Annotated in this window: 26 protein-coding genes; 17 read left to right on the forward strand and 9 right to left on the reverse strand. The window is 69.3% G+C overall.

Annotated elements, in window-relative coordinates; translation table 11 throughout:
• The 4 genes from C516_RS0102255 to C516_RS18290 all read right to left on the reverse strand — a co-directional run.
• On the reverse strand, window positions 1–177 hold a 177-nt coding region (locus C516_RS0102255; RefSeq protein ID WP_018716734.1), incomplete at its 3' end, for a transposase.
• A 201-nt stretch (window positions 178–378) separates the two neighbouring features.
• Window positions 379–1,305, reverse strand: coding sequence for a pirin family protein (locus tag C516_RS0102260; protein ID WP_018716735.1), 927 nt, complete (start codon window positions 1,303–1,305; stop codon window positions 379–381).
• A 164-nt stretch (window positions 1,306–1,469) separates the two neighbouring features.
• Entirely contained in the window at window positions 1,470–2,642 is a 1,173-nt protein-coding gene (locus C516_RS18285; RefSeq protein ID WP_018716736.1) for an aminotransferase, read from the reverse strand.
• Between the two features lie 58 nt (window positions 2,643–2,700).
• Window positions 2,701–3,726, reverse strand: coding sequence for a LysR substrate-binding domain-containing protein (locus C516_RS18290; RefSeq protein WP_084594046.1), 1,026 nt, complete (start codon window positions 3,724–3,726; stop codon window positions 2,701–2,703).
• Between the two features lie 167 nt (window positions 3,727–3,893).
• Between C516_RS18290 and speB the strand changes: the two genes are divergently transcribed.
• The 14 genes from speB (at window position 3,894) to C516_RS20295 (ending at window position 15,912) form a co-directional block, all read left to right on the forward strand.
• The gene (gene speB, locus C516_RS0102275) at window positions 3,894–4,958 is read left to right on the forward strand and encodes an agmatinase (RefSeq protein ID WP_018716738.1); all 1,065 of its coding nucleotides are present in this window, start codon (window positions 3,894–3,896) and stop codon (window positions 4,956–4,958) included.
• A 37-nt stretch (window positions 4,959–4,995) separates the two neighbouring features.
• The gene (locus C516_RS0102280; RefSeq protein WP_018716739.1) at window positions 4,996–6,084 is read left to right on the forward strand and encodes an ABC transporter substrate-binding protein; all 1,089 of its coding nucleotides are present in this window, start codon (window positions 4,996–4,998) and stop codon (window positions 6,082–6,084) included.
• 80 nt (window positions 6,085–6,164) lie between these two features.
• Window positions 6,165–7,235, forward strand: coding sequence for an ABC transporter ATP-binding protein (locus C516_RS0102285; RefSeq protein ID WP_018716740.1), 1,071 nt, complete (start codon window positions 6,165–6,167; stop codon window positions 7,233–7,235).
• Window positions 7,232–8,098 (forward strand): ABC transporter permease, encoded by an 867-nt coding sequence (locus tag C516_RS0102290; RefSeq protein ID WP_018716741.1) that lies wholly within the window; start codon window positions 7,232–7,234, stop codon window positions 8,096–8,098. The genes C516_RS0102285 and C516_RS0102290 overlap by 4 nt, the downstream gene beginning before the upstream one ends.
• 11 nt (window positions 8,099–8,109) lie before the next feature.
• The gene (locus tag C516_RS0102295) at window positions 8,110–8,910 is read left to right on the forward strand and encodes an ABC transporter permease (protein ID WP_018716742.1); all 801 of its coding nucleotides are present in this window, start codon (window positions 8,110–8,112) and stop codon (window positions 8,908–8,910) included.
• Between the two features lie 19 nt (window positions 8,911–8,929).
• The gene (locus tag C516_RS0102300; protein WP_018716743.1) at window positions 8,930–9,739 is read left to right on the forward strand and encodes a carbon-nitrogen hydrolase family protein; all 810 of its coding nucleotides are present in this window, start codon (window positions 8,930–8,932) and stop codon (window positions 9,737–9,739) included.
• Between the two features lie 133 nt (window positions 9,740–9,872).
• Window positions 9,873–11,270: a F0F1 ATP synthase subunit beta gene (gene atpD / locus C516_RS0102305; RefSeq protein WP_018716744.1), complete on the forward strand. Its 1,398-nt coding sequence runs from the start codon at window positions 9,873–9,875 to the stop codon at window positions 11,268–11,270.
• On the forward strand, window positions 11,267–11,665 hold the full coding sequence (locus tag C516_RS0102310; protein WP_018716745.1) for a F0F1 ATP synthase subunit delta/epsilon: 399 nt from the start codon (window positions 11,267–11,269) through the stop codon (window positions 11,663–11,665). Before atpD ends, C516_RS0102310 begins: the two co-directional genes overlap by 4 nt.
• Window positions 11,662–11,946 (forward strand): AtpZ/AtpI family protein, encoded by a 285-nt coding sequence (locus tag C516_RS0102315; protein WP_245558732.1) that lies wholly within the window; start codon window positions 11,662–11,664, stop codon window positions 11,944–11,946. Before C516_RS0102310 ends, C516_RS0102315 begins: the two co-directional genes overlap by 4 nt.
• A complete protein-coding gene (locus tag C516_RS0102320; RefSeq protein ID WP_018716747.1) occupies window positions 11,943–12,626 on the forward strand; it encodes a F0F1 ATP synthase subunit A in 684 nt (227 codons plus the stop codon). The genes C516_RS0102315 and C516_RS0102320 overlap by 4 nt, the downstream gene beginning before the upstream one ends.
• Before the next feature lie 3 nt (window positions 12,627–12,629).
• The gene (locus tag C516_RS0102325) at window positions 12,630–12,899 is read left to right on the forward strand and encodes an ATP synthase subunit c family protein (protein WP_018716748.1); all 270 of its coding nucleotides are present in this window, start codon (window positions 12,630–12,632) and stop codon (window positions 12,897–12,899) included.
• Between the two features lie 9 nt (window positions 12,900–12,908).
• The gene (locus tag C516_RS0102330; protein WP_018716749.1) at window positions 12,909–13,637 is read left to right on the forward strand and encodes a F0F1 ATP synthase subunit delta; all 729 of its coding nucleotides are present in this window, start codon (window positions 12,909–12,911) and stop codon (window positions 13,635–13,637) included.
• The gene (locus tag C516_RS0102335; RefSeq protein WP_018716750.1) at window positions 13,634–15,091 is read left to right on the forward strand and encodes a F0F1 ATP synthase subunit alpha; all 1,458 of its coding nucleotides are present in this window, start codon (window positions 13,634–13,636) and stop codon (window positions 15,089–15,091) included. Before C516_RS0102330 ends, C516_RS0102335 begins: the two co-directional genes overlap by 4 nt.
• Window positions 15,088–15,912: a F0F1 ATP synthase subunit gamma gene (locus tag C516_RS20295; protein WP_018716751.1), complete on the forward strand. Its 825-nt coding sequence runs from the start codon at window positions 15,088–15,090 to the stop codon at window positions 15,910–15,912. Before C516_RS0102335 ends, C516_RS20295 begins: the two co-directional genes overlap by 4 nt.
• Window positions 15,913–15,924: 12 nt before the next feature.
• Here C516_RS20295 and C516_RS0102345 read toward each other — a convergent pair whose 3' ends face one another.
• Window positions 15,925–17,361 carry an aminotransferase-like domain-containing protein gene (locus C516_RS0102345; RefSeq protein WP_018716752.1) on the reverse strand — a complete coding sequence of 479 codons (1,437 nt, stop codon included), beginning with the start codon at window positions 17,359–17,361 and terminating at the stop codon, window positions 15,925–15,927.
• A 265-nt stretch (window positions 17,362–17,626) separates the two neighbouring features.
• Between C516_RS0102345 and C516_RS0102350 the strand changes: the two genes are divergently transcribed.
• The 3 genes from C516_RS0102350 to C516_RS0102360 all read left to right on the forward strand — a co-directional run bounded on the left by C516_RS0102350 (window position 17,627) and on the right by C516_RS0102360 (window position 20,986).
• Window positions 17,627–18,397, forward strand: a complete 771-nt coding sequence (locus tag C516_RS0102350; protein ID WP_018716753.1) for a class I SAM-dependent methyltransferase — start codon at window positions 17,627–17,629, stop codon at window positions 18,395–18,397.
• Window positions 18,398–18,586: 189 nt separating this feature from the next.
• Window positions 18,587–19,786 carry a TraB/GumN family protein gene (locus tag C516_RS0102355; protein WP_018716754.1) on the forward strand — a complete coding sequence of 400 codons (1,200 nt, stop codon included), beginning with the start codon at window positions 18,587–18,589 and terminating at the stop codon, window positions 19,784–19,786.
• A 66-nt stretch (window positions 19,787–19,852) separates the two neighbouring features.
• Window positions 19,853–20,986: an aminotransferase class V-fold PLP-dependent enzyme gene (locus C516_RS0102360; protein WP_018716755.1), complete on the forward strand. Its 1,134-nt coding sequence runs from the start codon at window positions 19,853–19,855 to the stop codon at window positions 20,984–20,986.
• Between the two features lie 5 nt (window positions 20,987–20,991).
• Here C516_RS0102360 and C516_RS0102365 read toward each other — a convergent pair whose 3' ends face one another.
• The 4 genes from C516_RS0102365 to tmk are packed head-to-tail and all read right to left on the reverse strand — an operon-like array spanning window position 20,992 to window position 23,776.
• Complete coding sequence (locus C516_RS0102365; protein ID WP_018716756.1) at window positions 20,992–21,774, reverse strand: TatD family hydrolase; 783 nt, start codon at window positions 21,772–21,774, stop codon at window positions 20,992–20,994.
• A gap of 22 nt (window positions 21,775–21,796) precedes the next feature.
• Window positions 21,797–22,156, reverse strand: coding sequence for a PilZ domain-containing protein (locus C516_RS0102370; RefSeq protein ID WP_018716757.1), 360 nt, complete (start codon window positions 22,154–22,156; stop codon window positions 21,797–21,799).
• Window positions 22,143–23,147 carry a DNA polymerase III subunit delta' gene (holB, locus tag C516_RS20300; protein ID WP_018716758.1) on the reverse strand — a complete coding sequence of 335 codons (1,005 nt, stop codon included), beginning with the start codon at window positions 23,145–23,147 and terminating at the stop codon, window positions 22,143–22,145. The genes C516_RS0102370 and holB overlap by 14 nt, the downstream gene beginning before the upstream one ends.
• A complete protein-coding gene (tmk, locus tag C516_RS0102380; protein ID WP_026320883.1) occupies window positions 23,144–23,776 on the reverse strand; it encodes a dTMP kinase in 633 nt (210 codons plus the stop codon). Before tmk ends, holB begins: the two co-directional genes overlap by 4 nt.

Genomic DNA, 23,776 nt, shown 5'->3' on the forward strand with positions numbered 1-23,776 from the left:
GAGATCCTTGATCCGCTTCAAATCCGACGCCTCAAGGCCGCCGTACTTCGAGCGCCACTGGTAGAACGTCGCCGTGCTGATACCCAGCTCCCGGCAGATATCCTTCACCGCCACGCCCTCTTCGGCGCGCTTCAGGGCGCTGACGATCTGGTGTTCGCTGTACCGGCTCTTACGCATGATGACCTCCAGGTCGAGACCGCCATCATGCCGGAAGTTCTACTAATCCGTGGACCTAATCTACGGGAAGGGGACACCAGATCGTCGCATTGACTATTTAACATAATATACATTACACGCAATTATGGATGCGTTAGGCGCGTGTGGAGCCGTCCGCCGGTCAAGGTAATCTGCCCTGGGCCTTCTGATCTTCCCGTGGGCCTATTCCGGCAACGGGATGTAGTCGTACTCGTCGCCGACGACCTTGGGAAAGGTCTGCGCTCTCCACTCGGCCTTGGCCTGTTCGATGCGTGCCTTCCGGCTGGATACGAAGTTCCACTCGATATGGCGTTGTCCCAGAGGCTCTCCGCCGACGATTGCGATGCGTGCGTCGCGAGTGGCCTCGAGGATGATCCCTGGCGCGTCGGTGAATACCGCCATGGTGTGCTCCGGGATTGTCGTGCCCCTGGCGGTCAGCCCGCCTTCCACGACATAGACGGCGCGTTCGTGCGCTTCCGGTACCGCCAGGCGCTGGCCTGCGCGCAGGCGGGCCTCGACGTAAAGCGTCTGTGCGTACGTCCGCACCGGTGAGCTGACGCCGAATGCGTGGCCCATCATCACCCGGACCGGGACGCCGTCGACCTCCACGCGGGGTATCGTGGTGTCCGGATAGTGATGGAATGCAGGCGCCGTCTCCTCGTCGGCCTCCGGCAGAGCGAGCCAGAGCTGGAGGCCATTGAGACGATGAGGCGCGGCGGTCACCTCCGGGCGCTCGCGCTCGGAATGCGTGATCCCTTTGCCCGCCACCATGAGATTGATGTCGCCGGGCCGAATGGGCTGATAGCTGCCGAGCGAGTCACGGTGCAGGATCTCCCCCTCGAAGAGATACGTCACGGTCGCCAGGTTTATGTGCGGATGCGGCCTTACGTTGATGCCGTCGCCTGGTGGGAAGTCCGTGGGACCCATGTGGTCAAAGAAGATCCACGGCCCGACCAGCTTGCGCTCGCGGGTCGGCAGCACGCGCCGGACGGAGAAGCCGCCGAGGTCGCGCTTGCGGGGCTCGATCAGCAGCTCGATGGCGTCGCAGCTCCGGGGGGCACTGCAGTCCTGCTCGTAGGTTTCACTGGATTCCGGGGCCAGGTTGCTCATCATTCCCTCCGGCGGCGGCGATTTTCCGTCGCGACGTGGTAATGGTAGATCGCACGGCACGGCGATGCCTGTGCCGGGGAAATGCGTCTGCCCCTCTGTCGGATCGTTATCGTTGCCCGTTCGTCGAACTGATTTCTCTTAAAACAATTCTTTATCGACAAAGTCTAGAGAAGGTTCAAGCGTTCCCCGATCACCGCGGCGCGCTCGGCGGTGGTGTTCGCGAACGCGACACGCAGGTAACGCGCCTGGTCCGGGCCGAAGAAGTCTCCCGGCACGGTCACCACGCCGGCGTCCCTCGCCAGCCGCTCGGCGACCCCGCTCGAGGTCTCGTCCGGAAAAGGATGCCGGATGTAGGCGAAGTACGCGCCCATCGAACTCACCGGCCAGTCGGGCACGCCGGTCATCGCGTCGCGGAACGCCTCGGCACGCCGTGCCATTTCGCGGCGGTTGTCCTCGCGCCACGCTGCGAGCGCCGGCAGGGCCCGCGCCACGGCGAACTGCGGGACGCGCGGGGCGCAGATCTGGAGGTTGTCCATGACCTTGGCGATCTCGGTGATGACGTCCGCGCCGGCGGTGACGGCGCCGAGCCGGTGCCCCGGGATGCAGAAGGACTTCGAGAAGCTGTAGAGCTGGATGACGTCGTGCGTCCAGTCCGGCTCGCCGAACAACCCATGGGGCATCTGGTCCTGCGCCGGGAGGAAGTCGCGGTAGGTCTCGTCGACGATGAGCCAGAGCCCACGCCGCCGGCAGACGGTGTGGATGGCCGCGACGGTCGCCGGCGGATAGATCGCCCCGGTCGGGTTGTTCGGCGTGACCAGTACCACCGCGCGGGTCCGTGGGCCGATGGCGGCCTCTACCCCGGTGGGATCGGGTACGAAACCGTATTCCGCGAGGCTTTCCAGGTGCTCCGTGCCGATGCCGAGCATCGACAGCGAGCTCTCATGGTTGAAGTAGAACGGATTGACGAGCAGCACGTTGTCGCCGGCCCCCGCCACGGCCATGACCGCGGCCAGAAACGCCTGATTGCAGCCGGCGGTGATGTGCACGTTCTCCGGGCGGATGTCGCCCTTGTAGAGCGCGCTGACATGTTCGGCGTAGGCACTGCGCAGCGCGGCCTCGCCTTCGATGGGGCCGTAACCGGCGAATTCCGCGCTCCCGGCGGCCTCTGCGAGCCAGCCCAGGATGTCGGGGTGCGGCGGGTAGCCCGGCACGGCCTGGGCCAGGTCCACAAGGGGGCCGTGATCGCCGCTGTATGCCCTCGCCCACTGCTGGACGGCGGCGATGGGGGGCGGCGCGAGGCCGTGCACGGCGGGGTTGAATCCGGCGGTGTCGGTCATGGGTTTCCGGCTGTGTCGCTGTCTCGTGTGTCGTGTCGGGGGCGAAATGCCTGCTGCGTCAGTGATCTGTACCGTCGCGGGGTGCGCCCGCCCCGGTCGCCGCCGCGGCATCGTCATGCCCGGCCCCGGAGGGGACATTACCACTACTGCGCCGCCGCCCGCTCCTGCGTGTGCCGGACTGTGGCTCCGCCAACGCGTTGCTGCCGTCGCGGGCGGCGTAGAGCCAGTCTATGAACACCTTCACGATGGGCGCCGCCCTCGCCTCGCTGCGGCAGGCGACGTAGAAGCTGTCCACGGCCGGCACGGAGCGGTCGAAGGGGCGGACGAGCACGCCCCGGGAGAGCAGTCCGCTGGCGGTCATGGTATCGCCCAGGGCCACGCCGTGGCCGAGCACCGCCGCCTCCAGGCCAAGGCGCGCGTCGCTGAGGAAATGATGGGTGCAGCGCCCGGCGAGGTCCGGGGCATCCAGCGCGCAGAGCCAGGCGTGCCATTCCCGGTGATCGGCGATGTGGAGCATTACGTGCTGTTCGAGGTCCCGGGGCGTGCGTAGCGGTCGGCTGTTCAGCAGCGTCGGGCTGACCACCGGGAAGAGCTCGAGGTTCGACCACAGCCGCACCCAGCAGTCCGTCAGGTTGCCGTCGCCGTAGAGGATGCAGACGTCGTGCTCCGGCGAGTGCACGTTCTGCGGATCGTTGGATGAGGTCAGTGTCAGGCGGACGTCCGGAAACTGCTCGTTGAACTCCCGAATCCGCGGCAGCAGCCAGAACGAGAGCAGCGCCGGCGTGCAGCTCACCGACAGGTCTCCACGCGTGGAAGGCCGCCGGATCTCCGCCATCGCGGTGGCGATCTCCTCGAACGCCGAGGATACCGAAGGCAGCAGCCGTGCCCCCTGCGCGGTGAGCTTGAGGCGCTGCGCCTTGCGCTCGAAGAGCTGCACGTCGAGGGATGATTCCAGGGCGCGGAGCTGGTGACTGACGGCGCCGTGGGTCACGTTGAGCTCCCGCGCGGCCTCGGAGACCGAGCCCCTCCGGGCAGTGGCCTCGAAGGCGCGGAGCGGATTCAGCGGGGGTAACCTGGAAGGCATTGTCAGGCCTCTCTTCGTGAGAAAAACTCACAAACAACAGAATAACATTGTCAATTGAACTTTCATGTCGCGTTGCAATACTTCAGTAATAGCCAAACGGGCAGTTCTGGAACAGCGGGCCGGCACCGATAGCCTCGGTGGCCCGCACAACATTGAGTGGACGTAACATGGCCTGGGATCAGGACAAGCTCGAAGCACTGCGGCAGCGCTACTCGTCCAGCGGCGGTGACGATTTCCACGACCCGCGCTTCAAGCGCGTGGCGGCACAGGTGTTCGAGGGCGGAAACCGCTCCGCGCCCTATGCCGGGGTGCCCACCTTCCTGGATGCGCCCTACTCGCCCGTCGATCCCGCCAATCCGGACTTCGGCGACCTGCAGGTGGGCATCGTCGGCGTGCCCATGGATCTGGGTGTGACCAACCGTCCCGGGGCGCGTTTCGGGCCACGGGCGCTGCGCGCCATGGAGCGTATCGGCCCCTACAACCACGCGCTGGACTGCGCGCCGGTCATGGATCTCCGCGTCGCGGACATCGGCGACGTGCCCATGCGCAGCCGGTACCGCCTGGAGCAGAGCCTGGAGGATATCGAGGCCTTCCTGGCGAGGCTCGTGGATGCCGGCGTGGTGCCGCTCTCAGCCGGCGGTGACCACTCGATCACGCACCCCATTCTCAAGGCCGTGGCGCGGCGCCATGGGCCCGTGGGCCTGGTCCATATCGACGCCCACTGCGACACCGGCGGGCCGTTTGACGACACCAAGTTCCACCACGGTGGACCGTTCCGCAACGCGGTGCTGGACGGCGTCCTCGACCCGACACGCACGATCCAGGTCGGCATCAGAGGTTCCGCGGAATACCTCTGGGAGTTCTCCTACGATGCGGGTATGACCGTCATCCACGCCGAGGAGGTGCCGGGCATGGGCATCCCCGCGGTGATCGAGCGCGCCCGCGAGGTGGTCGGCGGCGGGCCGGTGTACGTCTCCTTCGACGTCGACGGCATCGATCCCTCCTTCGCGCCGGGCACCGGCACGCCGGAGGTCGGCGGCCTGAGCTCCCGCGAGGTGCTGGAACTGCTGCGCGGGCTCAAGGGACTTGAAATCGTGGGCGGCGACGTCGTCGAGGTCGCCCCCGAGTACGACACGACGACCAACACCGCCCACGTCGGTGCCCAGGTGCTCTTCGAGATCCTGAGCCTGATGGTCTACAGCCCGTCGATGGCGCGTCCGTCGCGGGAATGAACCGAAGCAAACGTCCAAAGAAGCCGGGGAGATACATATGAGCGACGAAACCAAGAACGGCATCACGCGCCGGGAATTCATCGGCGCCGGTCTGGCGGGGGCGGCGATGCTGTCCATGCCGCCGATCCTGCGGGCACAGAACCGGACCCTGAAGGTCGGCGTCTACGGCGGCTACTTCAAGGATTCCTTCGACAAGCACATCTTCCCGGACTTCACCAAGGAGACCGGCATCGAGGTCCAGTCCGTCGCCGAGCCCACCGGCGAGGCCTGGCTGGTTCAGCTCCAGAACGCCGCCCGTGCCGGCCAGGCCCCGGCGGACGTCTCGATGATGGCCCAGGTGCCGCGGCTCAAGGGGGCCAATGCGAAGCTCTGGGCACCCCTTGATGCGGCGAAGCTCGACAACCGCAAGTACCTGCTGGATAACTTCGTCCATACCTATGACGACGGCAGCATCTCCGGTCTGGGGGCGGTGAGCTGGTACATCACCCTGGTGACCAATACCGATACCTACCCCGAGCCGCCGGAGAGCTGGGCCGCCTTCTGGGACCCGGCGAACCGCGACAAGCTCGGCCTGCTTGCCCTGGTGAGCAATTCGTTCCTCCTTGAGATCACCGCGAAGACCTTCTTCAACGGCCACGACAGCCTCAAGAGCGAGGACGACATCCTCAAGGTCCTCGACAAGCTCGCCGAGGTGAAGCCGAACGTGCGTCTGTGGTACCGCGATGAGGGGCAGTTCCAGCAGGCGCTGCAGAGCGGCGAGATCCCCATGGGCCAGTACTACCACGACGTCACCGGTCTCGCCGCGGCGGACGGCTTCCCGGTGCGCTCGACCTTCCCGAAGGAAGGCGGCGTGCTCGATTCCGGCTCCTGGTGCGTGTCCAAGGCCTCCAACCGGCTCGAGGAGGCGCACCTGTTCATGAATTACATGTGCCGGCCGGATATCCAGGCCAAGCTCGCCCGCCGGGTGGGCACAGCGCCGACGGTCAAGCGCGAGCACCTGGACCTCAGCGACGAGGAGTTCGCCGCGGTGGCCAGCGACAAGCCCCCGATCCTGCCGTACTACCAGATGTATCTGGATCGTGGCGACTGGCTCTCGGACCGCTGGACGGCGATGATCACCGGATAACCCGGAACCGTGGGCGGTGCCGTAACGGCACCGCCCTCCTCGCCCACTTGAAAAATCATCATTAACCACCTGGAATCCCAATGAATGCAGACAGCCACGACGCGCTGACGCTGCAGGGCGTCAGCCGGCATTTCGGTGACGTCGCCGCCGTCTCCGAGGTGGACCTCACCGTGCCCCGCGGGAAGCTGGTCTGCTTTCTCGGCCCCTCCGGCTGCGGCAAGACCACGCTGCTCCGGCTCATCGCCGGGCTGGACATGCCCACCGGCGGGCGCATCGAGTTCGCCGGCCGGGACGTGACCGCCCTGCCCGCGCACAAGCGCAACCTGGGCATGGTGTTCCAGTCGCTGGCGCTGTTCCCGCACCTGAGCGTCGCCGAGAACATCGCCTATTCACTGCGTATCCGCGGGCAGGACAAGGCCGCCCAGCGCCAGCGCGCCGAGGAGCTGTTGGACCTGGTGCGCCTGCCAGGGGTCGGTGACCGCCACGTCTCCCAGCTCTCCGGCGGCCAGCGCCAACGCGTCGCGATCGCCCGGGCGCTGGCCCTGGAGCCCGAGCTGTTCCTGCTCGACGAGCCGCTCTCCGCTCTGGACGCCAAGCTCCGCGAGGAGATGCAGGTGGAGCTCAAGCTGCTGCAGCAGCGCGTCGGCGTGACCACCATCCTGGTCACCCACGACCAGCGCGAGGCCATGACTATGGCGGACATGGTGGTGGTCATGCGTGACGGCGAGGTGCAGCAGATCGGCACGCCACTGGAGGTCTACCGGGACCCGGCGAATGCCTTCGTCGCCGAGTTCATCGGTACCAGCAACCTGCTCCAGGGCGAGGTGGTGGACGACACCAGCGTGCGCGTCGACGGCCATGTGCTCCAGGCCGCGCGGCTGCCCGCCGGCGCTGCGGCGGGCACCGCCGTCACCGTCTCGGTCCGCCCCGAGGACGTGCACCTCTATGCCGGCGACGAGGATGGTCCGAACCGCCTCTCGGGAACCGTGGCGTTCGTGCGCGACGTGGGTCAGAGCGTCGAACTCTATGTGGACTGCGGCGGCACGCGTATCACCAGTCACGTCCAGCCCCGCGATAAGCCGGATGTCCACCAGGGCCAGACCGTGACGGTGGAGCTTCCCCCCGAGGCCTGCGTGGTACTGAAGCGATGAGCACGACTGCGACCGAAGGCACGACGGCCCGCAAGTGGCTTTTGAGCTATCCGACCCTGATGCTGGGCGTGTTCTTCGTGGGCCCGTTCGGAATCATGCTCGCGGTGAGCTTCTTCCAGCGCGTGGAGAGCGCGTTCTACAAGCCGGCGTTCGTATTCTCGAACTACGCGCGGCTGTTCTCCTCGCTGTTCCTGGACAACCTCGCGTTCTCGCTCTATCTGGGCATGCTGGTCGCCGTGATCAGTGTCTCCGTGGCGTTCCCGTTTACCTACCTGCTCTCGCGCATGCGCATGCGCACGCAGACGATCTGGTTGGTGTTCCTGCTCTCGGTGCTCTCGCTCTCCGAGGTGATCATCGCGTTCAGCTGGTCGATCCTGCTCTCGCGCACCGCGGGGGTGTCCAACCTGCTGGTATGGCTCGGGCTGATGGATCACCCGGTGGGGCTCGCGCCCGGGTTCACCGCGGAGGTGCTGGGCTACTGCTACCTCACCCTGCCCTACACCGTGCTCATGCTCTACCCGTCCATGTCGCGGCTGGACCCGGAGCTCACCGAGGCCGCGCGCACCCTCGGGGCCTCGCCGCAGCGGGCGTTCTTCAACGTGGTGATCCCGGCGATGCGCCAGCCGATCGTGGCCTCGCTGATCCTGGTGTTCGTGTTCACGCTGGGCGTCTACCTGATCCCGCAGATACTGGGCAATCCGGAGCACTGGACCCTGTCGGTGCTGATCACCGACCAGGCGGTCTACCAGTCCAACGTGCCGTTCGCGGCGGCGCTGGCGGTGTTCCTGCTGCTGACCAGCCTGGCGCTCATTCTGCTGACCTTCGTGCTGGGTGCGCGTGAGCGTATCCACACCGCGAGCTGAGGGCCGCTGCCATGACCCGCACCGTCCGCAATCTCTATTTCGCCGCGGTGGCCGTGTTCCTGGCCTCGCCCATCGTGGTGGTCCTCGGCGTCTCGCTGAACGCCAAGAAGCGTCTGTTCTTCCCGCCGGATGGGGTGTCGCTGCGCTGGTACGCCGACATGCTCACCGACGCCGCCTGGCGCGGGCCCATCGAGAACAGCCTGATCATCGCCACGGTGGCCGGCCTGGTCGCGACCTCCATCGCCCTGCCCCTGGCCTACGTGCTCTGGCGCCATCGCCTGCTCTACGCGAAGATCCTCTACGGTCTCGGCATCGCGCCGTTCATGCTGCCGCCGGTGATCACCGCGGTGGGCTTCATGGTCTTCTGGGCGGCGCTGGGCCACTACGGGCAGTTCGAGAATGTCGTGATCGCCCACGGGATCTTCCTGGTGACCCTGCCGCTGATGACGATCTCCCTCGGCCTGGAGGCGCTGGACCGGGAGATGCTGGAGGCCGCACGCACCATGGGCGCGGATGAGAAGACGACCTTCCTGACCGTGGTCCTGCCGCTGGTCCGCCCTTACATCATATCGGGTTACGCGTTCACCTTCGTGCTCTCCATGAACGAGTACATCATCGCGTACATGGTTGCCGGCTTCACGGTCGAGACCCTCCCGATCAAGATCTTCAACGCCCTGCGCTACGGCTACTCGCCGGTGATGGCCGCGGTGGCGGTGATGTTCGTGATGATCGCCATCCTCGTGTTTGGACTGATCGGTCGCTTCGGGAACCTCCCGCGCCTGCTCGGGCGCTGGGAGCCGATGGACCGGTAATGGCCGCGGGAGCCGCCACATGAAGCTCGCGATACACCAGACCGCCGGCAACGCCGGCGACCCCGCGGCGAACATCGCCGATCTGGAGCGCACCGCGGCGCGCGCGGCGGCGGAGGGCGTGGCGCTGCTCGTGCTCCCGGAGATGTGGCTGAGCGGCTACAACATCGGCACCGACGCCTGGTCCCTGGCGGAACCGGCGGACGGCCCGTCCGCCGAGCGCATCGCGGCGATCGCCCGCGAGGCGGGGCTCGCCATCCTCTACGGCTACCCGGAGCGCTCCGCCGCCGGCGTGTACAACGCGGCCCAGCTCATCGACGCGACGGGCGGGCGCGTCGCCGGGATGCGCAAGGCACACCTGTTCGGTGACGGGGAGCGGCGATTGTTCCTGCCCGGCGACACTGGCCTGCCCGTGGTGGACTGCGCCGGGCTGCGCTTCGGCATCCTGATCTGCTATGACGTGGAATTCCCGGAGGCGGTGCGTCACGCCGCGATCCACGGCGCGGACGCCGTGCTCGTGCCCACCGCCCTATTCCATCCCTTCAGTTACGTCGCCACTCATGTAGTGCCCGTAAGGGCCTGGGAAAATGGCCTTTTCGTCGCCTACGCGAACCGCTGCGGTGCCGAGGACGGGGTGCGCTATACCGGTCGCAGCTCGATCTGCTCGCCGAACGGCGAGCCCATCGCCGCCGCCGGGGCGGATGAGGCGCTGCTCGTCGCCGAGGTCGATCCCGCCGCCTTCCGCCGGGACGACCCGGTCGGCAACACCTACCTGCAGGATCGCCGCCCGGAGCTCTATGCCGACCTGAGCGCCCCCGCCGTCCGCCGCTGAGTCCCCGTGACCGGCCCCCGGTGGCCGCGCCAGTCCCCCCGACTCGACGTTGGATGACCAGCGTCAATAATCCAGTCAGCGGAGCGGACTAGATTGGCAGTGGGCATTGGAGCATTCCACAGGGAGGCCGCCATTGGCGACGTCGGGCATCGACGTGCAGGGACTGCCGCTTGCCGGCATCGTCTCGGAGGTACAGGGACCGGTGGTGGTCATCCGCTGTGAGCGGCTGCCGCCGCTGCGCCAGTCCCTGTGTACCGTGCTCGACGGCGAGCACTATGTCTTCGAGGTCCATCAGCATCTCGACCGGCATCATCTGCGTGCGGTAACGCTCCACACCACGCGTGGGCTGAGCCGCGGAATGCCGGTCTACGACCTCGGCACGCCGCTGCACGTGCCGGTCAGCCGCGGCTGCCTCGGCCGTGTGCTCAACGTCTTCGGCGAGCCGGTGGACGACGGCCCGCCGGTCGAGGCGGAGGAGTATCGCAACGTTCACGCACCGCCACCGCCGCTGGAGCAGTCCTACGGCACGAGCACGGTGCTGGAGACGGGCATCAAGGTCATCGATCTGCTCTGCCCCTTCGCCCGGGGCGGCAAGACCGGCCTGTTCGGCGGCGCCGGTGTGGGCAAGACGGTACTCATCATGGAATTCATGCACGCGGTGACGGCGCTGCACCGGGGCGTGTCCGTGTTCGGGGGCGTGGGCGAGCGCCTGCGCGAGGGTCACGAGATCTGGCACGAGCTGGACCGCACCGGTGTGCTGCCGGACGCCACCCTGGTGTTCGGCCAGATGGACGAATCCCCCGGTGTGCGTTTCCGCGTCGGTCTCACCGCGCTGACCTACGCGGAGTACCTGCGAGACACGCTGCACACCGAGGTCCTGCTGCTGCTCGACAACGTCTTCCGCTTCGTGCAGGCGGGCAGCGAGGTCTCCAGCCTGCTCGGGCGCATGCCCGCGACGGTGGGCTACCAGCCGACCCTGGGCACGGAGGTGGCGGAGCTGGAGGACCGCATCAGCTCCACCGCCGCCGGCGCGGTGACCTCGGTACAGGCGGTCTACGTCCCCGCCGACGACATGACCGACCCGGCGGTCTCGACCATCCTCAGCCACCTGGACACGACCGTGATCCTCTCCCGGTCGCAGGCCGGCCAGGGCATCTATCCCGCGGTGGATCCGCTGGCTTCCGGCAGCAAGCTCATGGACCGCCATGTGCTCGGCGACCGCCACTACGCCGTCGCCGAGGGGGTGCGGGAGCACCTGGCCCGCTACCACGAGCTGGAGGACATCATCAGCATGGTCGGCCTGGAGGAGCTCTCCGCCGCCGACCGCCAGGTGGTGCTGCGCGCGCGCAAGCTCCAGCGCTACCTCAGCCAGCCGTTCCACGTCACCGCCGGGCATTCGGGCATCGCCGGGGTGTCGGTGCCGCTGACTGACACCCTCGCCGACTGCGACGCCTTTCTGGCCGGCCGTTTCGACGACGTTCCGGAGGACCAGTGCTATATGCGCGCGAGCATGAACCGGACGACGCAGTGAACACCTTCGAGATGGCGCTGCGCTCGCCCATCGCGGAGGAGACGGTCACCGGGGTGAGCGATTTCATCGGTGAGGACGCCACCGGTAGCTTCGGCCTGCGCGCCCGCCACGAGGCGTTCATGACCGTGCTCGTGTTCGGCCTCGCGCGCTTTCGCGTCGGCGAGGGGGCGTGGGAATACCTGGCGCTGCCCGGCGCCCTGCTCCATTTCAGCGACAACCGCCTGTGGCTGACGACCCGGCGTTATCAGCGCGACACGGACTACGAGCGCATCACCGCGGCGCTGTCGAGCACGCTGGTCGCCGAGGAGGAACGGATGCAGGCGGGCCGGGAGAGCCTGCGGCGCCTGGAGGAGGCGATGCTGCGCCGGCTCTGGGAGATGGGGCGCGGGCGATGAGGATGAACGACACCGAGCGGCTCAAGCGCGAGGTCCGGCGCCAGGCGGCGCGGATGCGCCGCGCCGAGCGCGACCGTCCCACGCTGATGGCGCAGACCGTCTACCTCACCACCCTGGGGCTGCTGCTGGTCATCCCCGTGGTGGCGGGGGCGTATCTGGGCCTGTGGCTGGACGGTCGTGACCCGGGCTACTCGGTGTACTGGACGCCGGTCTGCCTGGTCGGCGGCGTCGTGCTGGGGGCCAGCAATGTCTATCTGTTCATACGGGGGCGGGACCGGTGAACGGCGGCGGACTGCTCGACGGCGGCGGCGTGGCCCTTGGTCCGGTCACGCTCAGCGACACGGTGCTCTACACGTGGCTGATCATGGCCGTGCTGGCGCTCGCCTGCCGGCTGCTCACCCGTCGCCTGGGCGACGACCCGGGCATGGTCCAGGCGGCGCTTGAGGGCATCGTCGAGGCCATCGAGGGCGCCGTGGCGCAGGTCATGCCGGATCATCCGGAACGGGTGGTGCCGCTGGTGGGGACCCTGTGGGTGTTCCTGGTGGTGGCCAACCTGCTCGGTATCGTGCCGGGGCTGCACTCGCCCACCGGTGATCTATCCGCCACCGCCGCGCTCGCGTTCGTGGTGTTCGTCTCGGTGCACGTCTTCGGTGTGCGCTACCAGGGCCTGCGCGGCTATCTCCGGCACTACCTCTCGCCGAGCCCGATCCTGCTGCCGTTCAACGTCATCGGCGAGATCACGCGCACGGTGGCACTTGCGGTGCGGCTGTTCGGCAACATCATGAGCTTGGAGCTCACGGCACTGCTGGTGCTCGTGGTGGCCGGATTCCTCGCGCCGGTGCCGATCCTGATGCTGCACGTCATCGAGGCCCTGGTGCAGGCCTACATCTTCGGCATGCTCGCGCTGGTGTACATCGCCGGCGGCATCGCCTCCCAGCGACTCACCCAGCAAGGAGAGTGACCGATGTCCGATCTCAGCGTCCTGATCATCGCCTCCACCGCCGTGGCGCTGATCGCCATCGCCCTGGGTGTGATGCTGCCCGCCTGGGCCATGGGCAAGGCGATCAGCAAGGCCCTGGACGCCCTCGCCCGCCAGCCCGAGTCCGAGCGCGCGATCACCCGCACGCTGTTCATCGGCCTGGCGATGATCGAGTCCCTGGCCATCTACGTGCTGGTGGTGGTGCTCATCGTGCTCTTCCGCAACCCCCTGCTCGGCTACCTTCTCGGGCAGTAGGAGCCGGTCATGGAACTGAGCTGGACCACGTTCGCGCTGGAGGTCGTCAACTTCCTGATCCTCGTGTGGATCCTGCAGCGCTTCCTCTACCGGCCGGTGCAGGCCGCCATTGCACGCCGGCGCGAGGGTGTGCGCGCTGCGCTCGAGGCGGCGCGCTCCGAGCGGGAGGCGGCCGAGACCCTGCGGCAGGACTACGAGGCCCGCCAGGCGGAATGGGCCGCCGAGCGGGAGCGCGCACGGGCGGCGCTGGACGAGGAGATCGCCGCGGAGCGGCGCCGGGCCATGACGGCCCTGGAGGACGAACTCGACGCCGAGCGCCGCAAGGTTGCCGCGCTCGCCGAGCGGGGGGTGGAACGCGAGGCCGAGCGTCACGAGGCGGAGGTCCGTTCCCTTGCCGCCGGGCTCGCCGCACGGCTGCTGGAGCGTGCCGCCTCCCCCGCGCTGGAGCGCAGTCTCATCGACATGGCCGTCGAGGACCTGGCCGGCCTGGACGAGGCGCAGCTCGCGCGCATGCGCGAGGCCGAGGGGCCCATGGAGGTGGTGAGTGCCTACACACTGGCGGCGACGGACCGCGATGCCCTGCGTGAGGCGGTGGAAGCGCGGCTGGGCGCCGGCCGCGAGTGGCGTTTCAGCGAGGATCCGGCGCTGATCGCGGGTGTGCGCCTGCGTGTCGGTGCCTGGGTGCTCAAGGCCGATGTCGCCGACGAGCTGGCGTTCTTCGCCGGGGAGACCGCATGAGCCGGGGCGCGACCACCGCCGGGCGTCTTGCCGGCTACCGCCCCGGTCTGCGGGTGCGCGAACAGGGCACGGTGATCTCCGTGGGCGACGGCATCGCCTGGGTGGACGGCCTGCCCTCGGCGGGCATGGACGACGTGCTGCGTTTCGAGGACGGCAGCCGCGGGCTCGTCTTCGAGCTCACCGAGGGACGGCTCGGTGCCATCCTGCTGGAGGAGACGGACCGGCTGGAGGCGGGCACCCGCGCCATGCCCCTGCGCGGCGGTCTCGCCATCGGCGCGGGGGACGCCCTGCTCGGCCGCGTGGTCGACCCGCTGGGGCGCCCCCTGGACGGTGATCCGCCGCCGCAGACGCGCGCCCGCCGCCCCCTGGAGGCGCCGTCACCGCCGATCACCGCCCGCGCGTTCGTCGACCGGCCGCTTTACACCGGCACGCGGATTATCGACACGCTGGTGCCTGTGGGCCGTGGCCAGCGCCAGCTGCTCATCGGTGACGAGGGCACCGGCCGCTCCGCCATCGCCATGGACGCGGTGATCAACCAGCGCGACCAGGGCGTGCTCTGCGTGTACTGCCTGATCGGGCAGAAGCGTTCCACCACCCTGTCCACGGTGGAGACCCTGCGCCAGAACGGCGCGCTGGCGCATACGGTGGTGCTGGTGGCCGAGGCGGTAAGCCTGCCGGGCATGAAATACCTCGCCCCGTTCGCCGCCTGCGCCCTGGCCGAGGAGTGGATGTACCGCGGCCACGACACCCTGGTCGTCTACGACGACCTGTCCACCCACGCCCGCGCCTACCGCGAGCTCTCGCTGCTGCTGCGCCGCCCGCCGGGGCGCGAGGCCTATCCCGGCGATATCTTCTACCTTCACGCCCGGTTGCTGGAACGCTCCACCGCCCTGGCGCCGTCGGAGGGCGGCGGCTCGATGACCACCCTGCCGGTGGTGGAGACCCAGCAGGGCGAGATCGCCGCGTACATCCCCACCAACCTGATCTCCATCACCGATGGCCAGGTGTATCTCGACCGCGACCTCTTCGCCGGGGGGTTCCGCCCGGCGATCGACGTCGCCCGCTCGGTCTCGCGCATCGGCGGCCAGGCCCAGCACCCGGCGGTGCGCGCGGCGGCCGCCCACCTGCGGCTGGACTACCTCCAGTTCCTGGAGATGGAGGTGTTCACCCGCTTTGGTGCCCGTCTGGAGGCGAGCATGGAGCGGCGCCTTGAACGCGGGCGGCTGCTGCGGGAGCTGTTGAAGCAGGACCGGCTGGCGCCGGTGCCGGTGGTGTTCGACCTCGCCTGGATGATCGCCTACCAGGCGGGGCTGCTCGATGACCTGGGTCCGGAACAGGCGGCGGCCCGGCTGAATGACCTGCTCCTGCACGTGGGTGCCAGCGGGTTGACCCTGGATTCGCCGCGGGACGCCTGGCTGGAGGCCCTGCGTGGCTGGCTCGGGGGCGGGCCGTGAGTGGCCGGGCCCGGGTGGAGGCCCGGATCGCGACGCTTGGCGAGCTCGGCGAGATACTCGGGAGCATGAAGACCCTCGCGGCCGTCGAGGCACGTACGCTGGCCAGGCTTCAGACCCATCAGGCCGGTGTGAGTGCGGTCATCGACACGGCTTCCCGGGCCTTCTGGCAGCACTATGGCGGGACGCTCCTGCCGGATGCCGGCACGCCGGTAACCCTGGCCGTGGGCAGCGAGCGCGGATTCGTGGGGGACTTCAACCGCCGGGTCGCGGCGGCGGTCCCCGCGGGCGCGCCCTGCCTGACCGTGGGCCGGCGCCTGCCCGGCCGGCTGCCGGCGGGTGTGCCGATGGTCGGGACGCTGGATGGGCCGGTGGTCGCCGACGAGGTGGAGCCCGTGCTCACGGCCACGCTGGCGGCGTTTGCACGGTTCATCGAGGGCCTCGGGCCACCGCGGATCACCGCCGTCTATCAGGTCCCCGGCGGCGTCGGAGTCCGCCAGCGGCAGATCTTTCCGCCGTCCCCAGAGCCGCCGGCGGTGCACGGTGCCGGCAATCCGCCGTTGCTCAACCTCTCCCCCGGGGACTTCCTGCGTGAGCTGCTGGACTACCACCTCACGGCCGCACTCCGGGACGTCGTCCTGTCCTCGCTCACCGCGGAGAACGAGCAGAGAACCCAGCACCTCGACGCCGCCGTGCGCCGGCTCGATGAACGCCGTGCGGCACTCAGGCGGCGCGGCCAGGCGCTGCGCCAGGAGGAGATCACCGAGGAGATCGAGGTGATCCTGCTCGGTGAGACGGCACTGGCGCCCCTGCACCGCGAGTGACGGCTCGGCGGCTCAGCTGATCCCCTCCCGGTGCAGCTCGCGGGCGATGGTGCCGAGCCGGGCGACGGCGTCCGCCACCGTGTCTGTCCACGGGTGCGCGCAGTTCAGGCGCAGGCAGTCGCGGTAGCGTCCGCTCGAGGAGAAGATCGGGCCCGCGGCGATGCTGATCCCCACCGCCCGGGCACGCTGCTGGAGGATGACGGCGTCGGTGCTCCGCGGCAGCTGCACCCAGATCACGAATCCGCCGCGCGGGCGCGTCACCCGTGTGCCTTCCGGGAAGTGGCGGCCGATGGCATCCACGAAGCGCCGCACCTGGCGTTCGTAGCGCCGGCGGGCGCGTCGGAGGTGCCGCTCGTAGCCGCCCTGCTCCAGGTAGTCCGCTACCGCGAGGGTGGTGACCGTGGGGCTCGCCTGGCTGCCGGCGTACTTGAGATACATTACCCGGTCGCGGTAGCGCCCCGGTGCCACCCAGCCCACCCTGAGCCCCGCGCCCAGGGTTTTCGAGAAGGAGCTGCAGTAGAGGACGTCGCCGTCCTCGTCGTAGGCCTTGGCGGCCCACGGACGCACGCTGTTGAAGGCGAGCTCGCCGTAGACGTCGTCCTCGATCAGCGGCACGCCATGCTCGCGCAGAAGCGCCACCAGCGCGGCCTTGCGCGCCGGCGGGGCCAGGTGGCCCAGCGGGTTGCCGAAGCTCGGCATCATCACGCAGGCGCGGATCGGCCAGGTCCTGAGGGCGTGGGCGAGCGCGTCCGGGATCATGCCGTCGGCGGGGTCCGTGGCGATCTCCAGTGCACGCATGCCCAGGGACTCGATTGCCTGGAGGATGCCGTAGAAGGTCGGCGACTCGATGGCCACCACCTCCCCCGGGTTTGCCACCGCCCGCAGGCTCAGCACCAGCGCCTCCTGGCAACCGGAGGTCACGACCAGCTCGTCCGGGCCGGTGCTGCAGCCGGCATCGGCCATGCGCCGGGCGACCTGCACGCGCAGCTCCGAGCTGCCCGGCGGGAAGTCGTAGCCGGCGATGCGCCGGCGTGCGCGCCGGCGTACCCGCGCAAAGGATCGGTCCAGTGCCGCCCCGGGCAGAAACCCGGCATCCGGTACCGCGGCGCCCAGGGACATCAGGTCCGGATCGTGATGGGCCTGTACGAGCTCGAGAACCCGCTCCTGGCCGGAGACCAGGGACGGCCCCGGTGTCTCCTCGGCACTGACCTCCGGTGGCGCCGTGGCGTGGCGTGCACGGCCGCGCACGTAGAAGCCCGAGCGGGGCCGCGCCTCCAGGATCTCGCGCTGCTCCAGCAGCTCGCAGGCGGCCACCGCCGTGGCGACACTGACGCCGTACTGGCGGCGGAGCTTGCGCACGCCGGGCAGGCGCTCGCCCGGGGCGTAGGTGCCCTGTTCGATCTGTGCCTGTATTCCTGCCGCGACGCGTTCGTAGAGGTAATCACTCATCGCGGCCCATGATAGGCCAAACTGTACCGGTCAGCATTGCCCGCAACTGAATCTGTGTCTGCCGCCAGCCTTTCCCTAAGGTAAGCAGCGGTCGTGGTCGGGCCCCACCGGGACCTCCCCGGTGTCGCGGGGCCCGCCGCTCCCATCGCTGACCACCCGTGCCCGGCACGGGCGACGGCACAGCCGTCTACCGATGGGTGAGCGGGCCCGGCCGTCGATTGCGGCCGGGTCATCTGTGACCACGCAATTTCATGAGGAACGACCGATGTCAGCCGTTCTGAATTCCGACAAGGGCAACGAGTACCATCAGTACACCCCGACCTTCGCCGACTACTGGGACGACCTGGTCGGCTGGGAATCCCGCCTCGAGCGCGAGGGCCACTTCTACAACCGTCTGATCGGGTCCCAGGGCGCGAAGGACGTCCTCGACATCGCCTCGGGCACGGGCGTGAACGCCGTCTCGTTGGCCCGCGCGGGCTTCAACGTCACCGCCGTGGACGGCTCCGAGAACATGATCGCGAAGACGCGGGAGAACGCGAAGAAGTATGGCGTTTCCTTCGTCGATTCGAAGGCCGTGGACTGGCTGTCGCTCGACAAGGTCCTGGGCACGGAGCGCTATGACGCCGTCGTCTGCCTCGGCAACTCCTTCACCCACCTGTTCGACCACGAGCAGCGGCGTGATGCCCTGCAGGCGATCCTCGCCGTGCTCCGTCCGGGCGGGATGCTGGTGATGGACCAGCGCAACTACGACACCATGCTCGACGAAGGCTACAGCTCGAAGCACGAGTTCTGCTATACGGGTGCGGGCGTGGATGTCGGCCCGGCCGAGCTCAACCGCCGGCTCGCGAAGTTCGAGTACCGTTTTCCGGACGGCGCGACGTTCCAGCTGAACATGTACCCGCTGCGCCAGGATTACCTGACGCACCTCCTCGAGGATGCGGGCTTCATCAACGTGGAGCGTTTCGGCGACCTGCAGCGGCCCTACGATCGCCGCAACGTGGACTTCGTCCAGCAGGTGGCCTTCCGCCCGCGCTAAAACACGCCCACCGCGGCCGGGGCCCGTCAACGCCCGGCCGCCCACGGGTCGGTTGCGCGGCGGCGAACGTCGCCGTCGCGCGACATCCCCCTCGCGCGGCCCTGAACCCCATTCGACACCTTTGCGGCAGCGCGTAGGCTTCGGCGATAATGCGCCCTTTACTGGCCGCCATCGGATCACCCCCTCCCCATGTCAGAGACCCCCGCGGATCACCTGGTGCGAACGGTCGAGGTCGGCGCGACCACCTTCACGTTGCTGGGCACCGCCCATGTCTCCCCGGAGAGCGTGGCCGACGTGCGCCGCGAGATCGATACGGGGCGCTACGACGCCGTCGCTGTCGAGCTTTGCGAGAGCCGTCACAACGCCCTCATGAATCCCCGCGCGCTTGAGGAGATGGATCTCTTCCATGTCATCCGGACCGGCAAGGCCGGGATGGTGGCGGCGAGCCTGGCGCTGGGCGCCTATCAGCAGCGGCTCGCGGAGCAGTTCCAGATCCGCCCGGGTGCCGAGATGGAGGCGGCGATCCAGCGCGCCCGCGACGGCGGGCTGCCGCTGTATCTCGTGGACCGCGAGATCGGTGTCACCCTCAAGCGCATCTACCGGCGCACGCCCTGGTGGCAGCGGCTGATGCTGGTCTCGGGGCTGTTCGCGAGCCTGTTCTCCCGCGAGCGCATCGACGCGGAGGAGATCGAGCGGCTCAAGGAGGGGGATATCCTGGAATCCACCTTCTCGGAGTTCGCCGACCGCTCCCGGGTGCTCTACGACACCCTGATCCACGAACGGGACCGCTTCATGGCGGCGCGCCTGCTGAGCGAGGCGGCGGAGCACCGGCCGCGCCACGTGCTCGCCGTCGTCGGCGCGGGGCACCTCGCCGGCCTGGAGGCGGCGCTGCGCGAGGGGATCGCGGAACCCGAGGCGGAGGTCCAGCGGCTGAGCTACACGCCGCCGCGGGCGCGCTGGGTCCGCGCGATTCCGTGGCTGGTGGTGGCCCTGGTGCTCACCGGCTTCATCATCGGTTTCAACCGCAGCACCTCGCTGGGCATCGAGCTGGTGCTCGAATGGGTGCTGATCAACGGTGCGCTCTCGGCGCTGGGCGCGGCCGTGGCCCTCGCCCATCCGCTCACCGTGATCACCGCCTTCGTGGCCGCACCGTTGACCTCGCTGAACCCCACGGTCGGGGCCGGGATGGTCACCGCGGCGGCGGAGATGGCCCTGCGCAAGCCCCAGGTGCGCGATTTCCGTGCCCTGCGCCGCGATGTCACCCGCCTGCGCGGGTGGTGGCGTAACCGGGTCGCGCGTACGCTGCTGATCTTCCTGCTGAGCACCCTGGGCTCCGCGGTGGGGACCTACCTCGCCGGATTCCGTATCGCCGGCAAGCTCTTCGGCTGACCTGCCGCCGTCGCGGGCACGCGACGGCGGTGACACACACGGCCTGAGGGCGATCAGGAGATAGCCATGCACGACGAATTCCCCCAGGACGAGTCGCTCATCTACCTCAACCACGCCGGCGTGAGTCCGTGGCCGAAGCGCACGGCGGATGCCGTGGCCGCCTTCGCCGGAGTGAACGCCCGCCGCGGCGCGGCGGACTACCCCGCGTGGCTCCGCACGGAGGCCCGGCTCCGCGAGCAGCTCGCCTGGCTTGTGGGGGCGGAGGGCAGCGACGACATTACCCTGGTGGCGAACACCTCCGAGGGCCTGTCCATGGTGGCCCACGGCCTGCGCTGGCGTGCCGGCGACAACGTGGTGATCAACGACCAGGAGTTCCCCTCCAACCGGATGGTCTGGGAGTCGCTGGCGGAGCGCCACGAGGTGGAGATCCGCGAGGTGACGCTGACCGGGGCGGAGGATCCCGAGGGCGCGCTCATCGACGCCATGGACGAGTACACCCGGGTCCTGCCGGTGAGCGCGGTGCAGTACGGCAGCGGCCTGCGCATCGACCTGGAGCGCCTCGGCAGTGCCTGTTCCGAGGCGGGCGCACTCTTCTGTGTGGACGCGATCCAGCAGCTGGGCGCCTTGCCCTTCGACGCCACCGCCGTCGGGGCGGACTTCGTGGTCGCCGACGGCCACAAGTGGATGATGGGCCCGGAGGGGCTGGGCGTGCTCTACACCACGCCGGCGGCGCGGGAGGCGCTGGAGCTGAACCGCTTCGGCTGGCACATGGCGGAGGCGCTGGGGGACTTCGACCGCCGTGACTGGGCGCCGGCGGCCTCCGGCCGGCGCTTCGAGGCGGGCAGCCCGAACATGCTCGGCATCCACGCCCTGTCCGCGAGCCTGTCACTTTTCGAGGACGAGGGTATCCAGGCCATCGGCGATTTGGTGATGACCAACGCCCGAACGCTGCTGGAACGCATCGCCGATGAGCCGGCGCTGAGTGCGGTCACGCCGGTGGCGCCCGAGCGGCACGCCGGCATCGTAACCTTCCGCGTGGCCGGGGTGGCGGACCCCGGGGACCTGCTCGGGCGTCTGCGCGGCGCCGGCATCCCCTGCGCGGCGCGTGCCGGCGGCATCCGCTTCTCGCCGCACTTCTACAACACCGGCGAGCAGCTCCACGCCGCGGTGGACCGCGTTCTCGCCCTCGCGGGCGGCTGACGGGCTCAGGCGCTGGCGTGCGCCGGGCGGGTCTGCGGGAAGAGCCGGTAGAAGTTCTCGCTGGTCACCGCCGCCACCTCCTCGACGGACTCCCCGCGTACCTCTGCGAGGCACTCGGCGACGTGGCGGACGTAGGCGGGCTGGTTTTCGCGGCCGCGGTGCGGTACCGGGGCGAGATACGGGCAGTCGGTCTCGATGAGCAGCCGGTCCCCGGGGATGTGCGCCGCGGTCCCACGCAGTGCGTCGGCGTTGCGGAAGGTCACGATCCCGGACAGCGAGATGTGGAAGCCCTCGTCGAGCATGGCCCGGGCGGTGGGCCAGTCCTCGGTGAAGCAGTGGATGATGCCGCCGACCTCGCGGGCGCCCTCCTCGCGCAGGATCGCGAGCGTGTCCTGCGGTGCGGCCCGGGTATGCACGATCACCGGCTTGCCGATGAGCCGTGCCGCGCGCACATGCCGGCGGAAGCGCTCGCGCTGCCACTCCGGCCGGTCCTCGTTGTACGCGTAGTCGAGCCCGGTCTCGCCAACGGCGACGATGAGCGGGTGGTCGGCCAGCGCCGCCAGGGTCTCCTCGTCCGGGTCCTCGCCGGTGCCGCTGGGATGCACGCCGATGGAGGTGGAGATCTCGGTGTGGCGCTCGGCCAGCGCGATCAGCGCGTCACGGCTCTCCACGTCGATGGCGACGTTGAGGAAGTGCTCCACGCCCTCGTCGAGCGCGGCGGCCAGGGCACGGTCGGTGTCGGCGTTGTCTTCGAGCAGGTGGAAGTGGCAGTGGGAGTCGACGAACAAGGGCGTCCTCGCGGTCGTGAGTCTACATGGTATGGGTGGGACGCTCGGATTCCAGCGTGCCGGCGAGATAGGTCTCGATCTTGTTGCGCGCGGGGCCGCCGTCCTTCTCGGTGAACTGCACGCCGATGCCCGCGGTGCGGTTGCCCTGGGCGCCCTGGGGGGTGATCCACACGACCCGTCCCACCACCGGGATCTTCTCGCTCTCCTCCATCAGGGTGAGCAGGATGAAGACCTCGTCGCCGATCTCGTAGCGCTTGGTGGTGGGCACGAACAGTCCGCCGTTGCGGATGAAGCCCATGTAGGCGGCATACAGCGCGTTCTTGTCGCGAATGGACAGCGACAGGATCCCCTGGCGCCCTCCGCCCCGGTTACTCTGGGTCATGGTACCCCCACTGACGGTCCCGCGCGTGCGCGCTCCATTCGGCGAACAGCGCCTCCGCCATCAGCTGGCCGTGCAGCGGCTGTTCGGCGGCGGCGCGATACTGCGACAGGCGCCGGTAGAACGCCTGTACGGCCTCACAGTCTACCGTTGCCGCCAGTCGCGACAACCCCTCGACGTCCGGTCCGCGGCCCGCCCCGGACGCGCCCCGGCGCGCGATCTCGCCGACCGCCATCTGCATGAGCTCGACGAAGCCGGCCCGGTCGCCCCCCTGCCAGTGGGCCGCAGCGGCGGTGGGCGTGGTCTCCCCGGCGGCGACGGCGGCGAGCTGGCGCACCACGGTGTCGTAGGCGTCACCGCCCTCGGCGTCGGCCAGCGCCATGGCGCGCAGCGGCGCGCCCCCGGCAAGGCCGAGCAGGCGCCCGGCCTGTGGGGCGTGTTGGCCGAGCCACTCCGCGCCGGCCTCCGGAGACGGTACCGGCACGGCGATCTGGTGGCAGCGGCTGCGGATCGTCGCCGGCAGGGCCGCCGGGCGCTCGCTGACGAGCACGAGCACCGCCCGTGCCGGCGGCTCCTCGAGGGTCTTGAGCAGGGCGTTGGCGGCCTGCGGGTTCATGGCGTCGGCGTCGGGCAGGACCGCGACACGGAAGTCGCCGTACTGGCTGGACAGGGTCACGAATTCGCTGACGGCCCGTATCTGGTCCACCCGCAGCCGGCTGCGCCCCTTCTCCACCGTGGCGATGAACAGGTCCGGGTGGGCGCCGGCGAGACGCATGCGGCAGCCGTGGCACGCGTCGCAGGCCTCGTCGTCCGCCGTGGGGTTGACACACAGCAGCCGGGCCCCAAGGCGGTGCGCCAGTGCCGTCTTTCCCACCCCCCGGGGGCCGTGGACGAGCACGGCATGGGGCATGGTGCCGGCGGCGATGCGACCGATAAGCCGCTGCCACGCCGCCTGGTGCCAGGGCATGCCCCGGGATTCGGCGGCCCCGCTCATTCGGACTCCCCGAAGGCCACGGCCAGCGCGGCGCGGATGCGCCGCTGGACGGTGTCGGTGTCGGCGGAGGCGTCGATCAGCCGCATCCGTTCCGGGTGCTCGGCGCAGCGGCGCCGGTAGACGGCGCGGGCGCGCTCGAAGAAGGTCCCGCCCTCGCTCTCGAATCGGTCCGGGGCACTGCGCGCGGAGGCGCGCTCACGGCCCTGCTCCACGGGTAGGTCCAGGTAGAGGGTGAGATCCGGGCGCAGCCCCTGCTGCACCCAGCGCTCCAGCTCGGCGATGCGTGCCTCGCCGAGGCCGCGCCCGCCGCCCTGGTAGGCGTAGCTCGCGTCGGTAAAGCGGTCGGAGACCACCCACTGGCCCTCGGCCAGCGCCGGGCGGATGACCCGGGCGACGTGCTCGGCGCGGGCGGCGAAGACCAGCAGCGCCTCGGTCTCGGCGGTCATGCCGTGGTAGTCGTGGTTCAGGAGCAGGCCGCGGACGGCTTCGCCCACCGGTGTACCGCCGGGCTCGCGGGTCATCACCGGCTCCAGTCCGCGCTCGATGAGCCAGTCGCGCACGGTGTCCATGGCGGTGGTCTTGCCCGCGCCCTCGAGCCCCTCGATGGTGATGAAGCGCCCCGCGGTCAT

The organism is Arhodomonas aquaeolei DSM 8974, assembly GCF_000374645.1.
Lineage (GTDB): Bacteria > Pseudomonadota > Gammaproteobacteria > Nitrococcales > Nitrococcaceae > Arhodomonas > Arhodomonas aquaeolei.

Coding starts and splice junctions, on each gene's coding strand:
- C516_RS0102295 (WP_018716742.1), top strand. CDS start 8,110: ATGACCCGCACCGTCCGCAATCTCTATTTCGCCGCGGTGGCCGTGTTC.
- C516_RS18290 (WP_084594046.1), bottom strand. CDS start 3,726: ATGCCTTCCAGGTTACCCCCGCTGAATCCGCTCCGCGCCTTCGAGGCC.
- C516_RS0102335 (WP_018716750.1), top strand. CDS start 13,634: ATGAGCCGGGGCGCGACCACCGCCGGGCGTCTTGCCGGCTACCGCCCC.
- C516_RS18285 (WP_018716736.1), bottom strand. CDS start 2,642: ATGACCGACACCGCCGGATTCAACCCCGCCGTGCACGGCCTCGCGCCG.
- C516_RS0102350 (WP_018716753.1), top strand. CDS start 17,627: ATGTCAGCCGTTCTGAATTCCGACAAGGGCAACGAGTACCATCAGTAC.
- C516_RS0102370 (WP_018716757.1), bottom strand. CDS start 22,156: ATGACCCAGAGTAACCGGGGCGGAGGGCGCCAGGGGATCCTGTCGCTG.
- C516_RS0102300 (WP_018716743.1), top strand. CDS start 8,930: ATGAAGCTCGCGATACACCAGACCGCCGGCAACGCCGGCGACCCCGCG.
- C516_RS0102360 (WP_018716755.1), top strand. CDS start 19,853: ATGCACGACGAATTCCCCCAGGACGAGTCGCTCATCTACCTCAACCAC.
- C516_RS0102280 (WP_018716739.1), top strand. CDS start 4,996: ATGAGCGACGAAACCAAGAACGGCATCACGCGCCGGGAATTCATCGGC.
- tmk (WP_026320883.1), bottom strand. CDS start 23,776: ATGACCGCGGGGCGCTTCATCACCATCGAGGGGCTCGAGGGCGCGGGC.
- C516_RS0102345 (WP_018716752.1), bottom strand. CDS start 17,361: ATGAGTGATTACCTCTACGAACGCGTCGCGGCAGGAATACAGGCACAG.
- C516_RS0102325 (WP_018716748.1), top strand. CDS start 12,630: ATGTCCGATCTCAGCGTCCTGATCATCGCCTCCACCGCCGTGGCGCTG.
- holB (WP_018716758.1), bottom strand. CDS start 23,147: ATGAGCGGGGCCGCCGAATCCCGGGGCATGCCCTGGCACCAGGCGGCG.
- speB (WP_018716738.1), top strand. CDS start 3,894: ATGGCCTGGGATCAGGACAAGCTCGAAGCACTGCGGCAGCGCTACTCG.
- C516_RS0102330 (WP_018716749.1), top strand. CDS start 12,909: ATGGAACTGAGCTGGACCACGTTCGCGCTGGAGGTCGTCAACTTCCTG.
- C516_RS0102260 (WP_018716735.1), bottom strand. CDS start 1,305: ATGAGCAACCTGGCCCCGGAATCCAGTGAAACCTACGAGCAGGACTGC.
- C516_RS0102315 (WP_245558732.1), top strand. CDS start 11,662: ATGAGGATGAACGACACCGAGCGGCTCAAGCGCGAGGTCCGGCGCCAG.
- C516_RS0102285 (WP_018716740.1), top strand. CDS start 6,165: ATGAATGCAGACAGCCACGACGCGCTGACGCTGCAGGGCGTCAGCCGG.
- C516_RS0102355 (WP_018716754.1), top strand. CDS start 18,587: ATGTCAGAGACCCCCGCGGATCACCTGGTGCGAACGGTCGAGGTCGGC.
- C516_RS0102290 (WP_018716741.1), top strand. CDS start 7,232: ATGAGCACGACTGCGACCGAAGGCACGACGGCCCGCAAGTGGCTTTTG.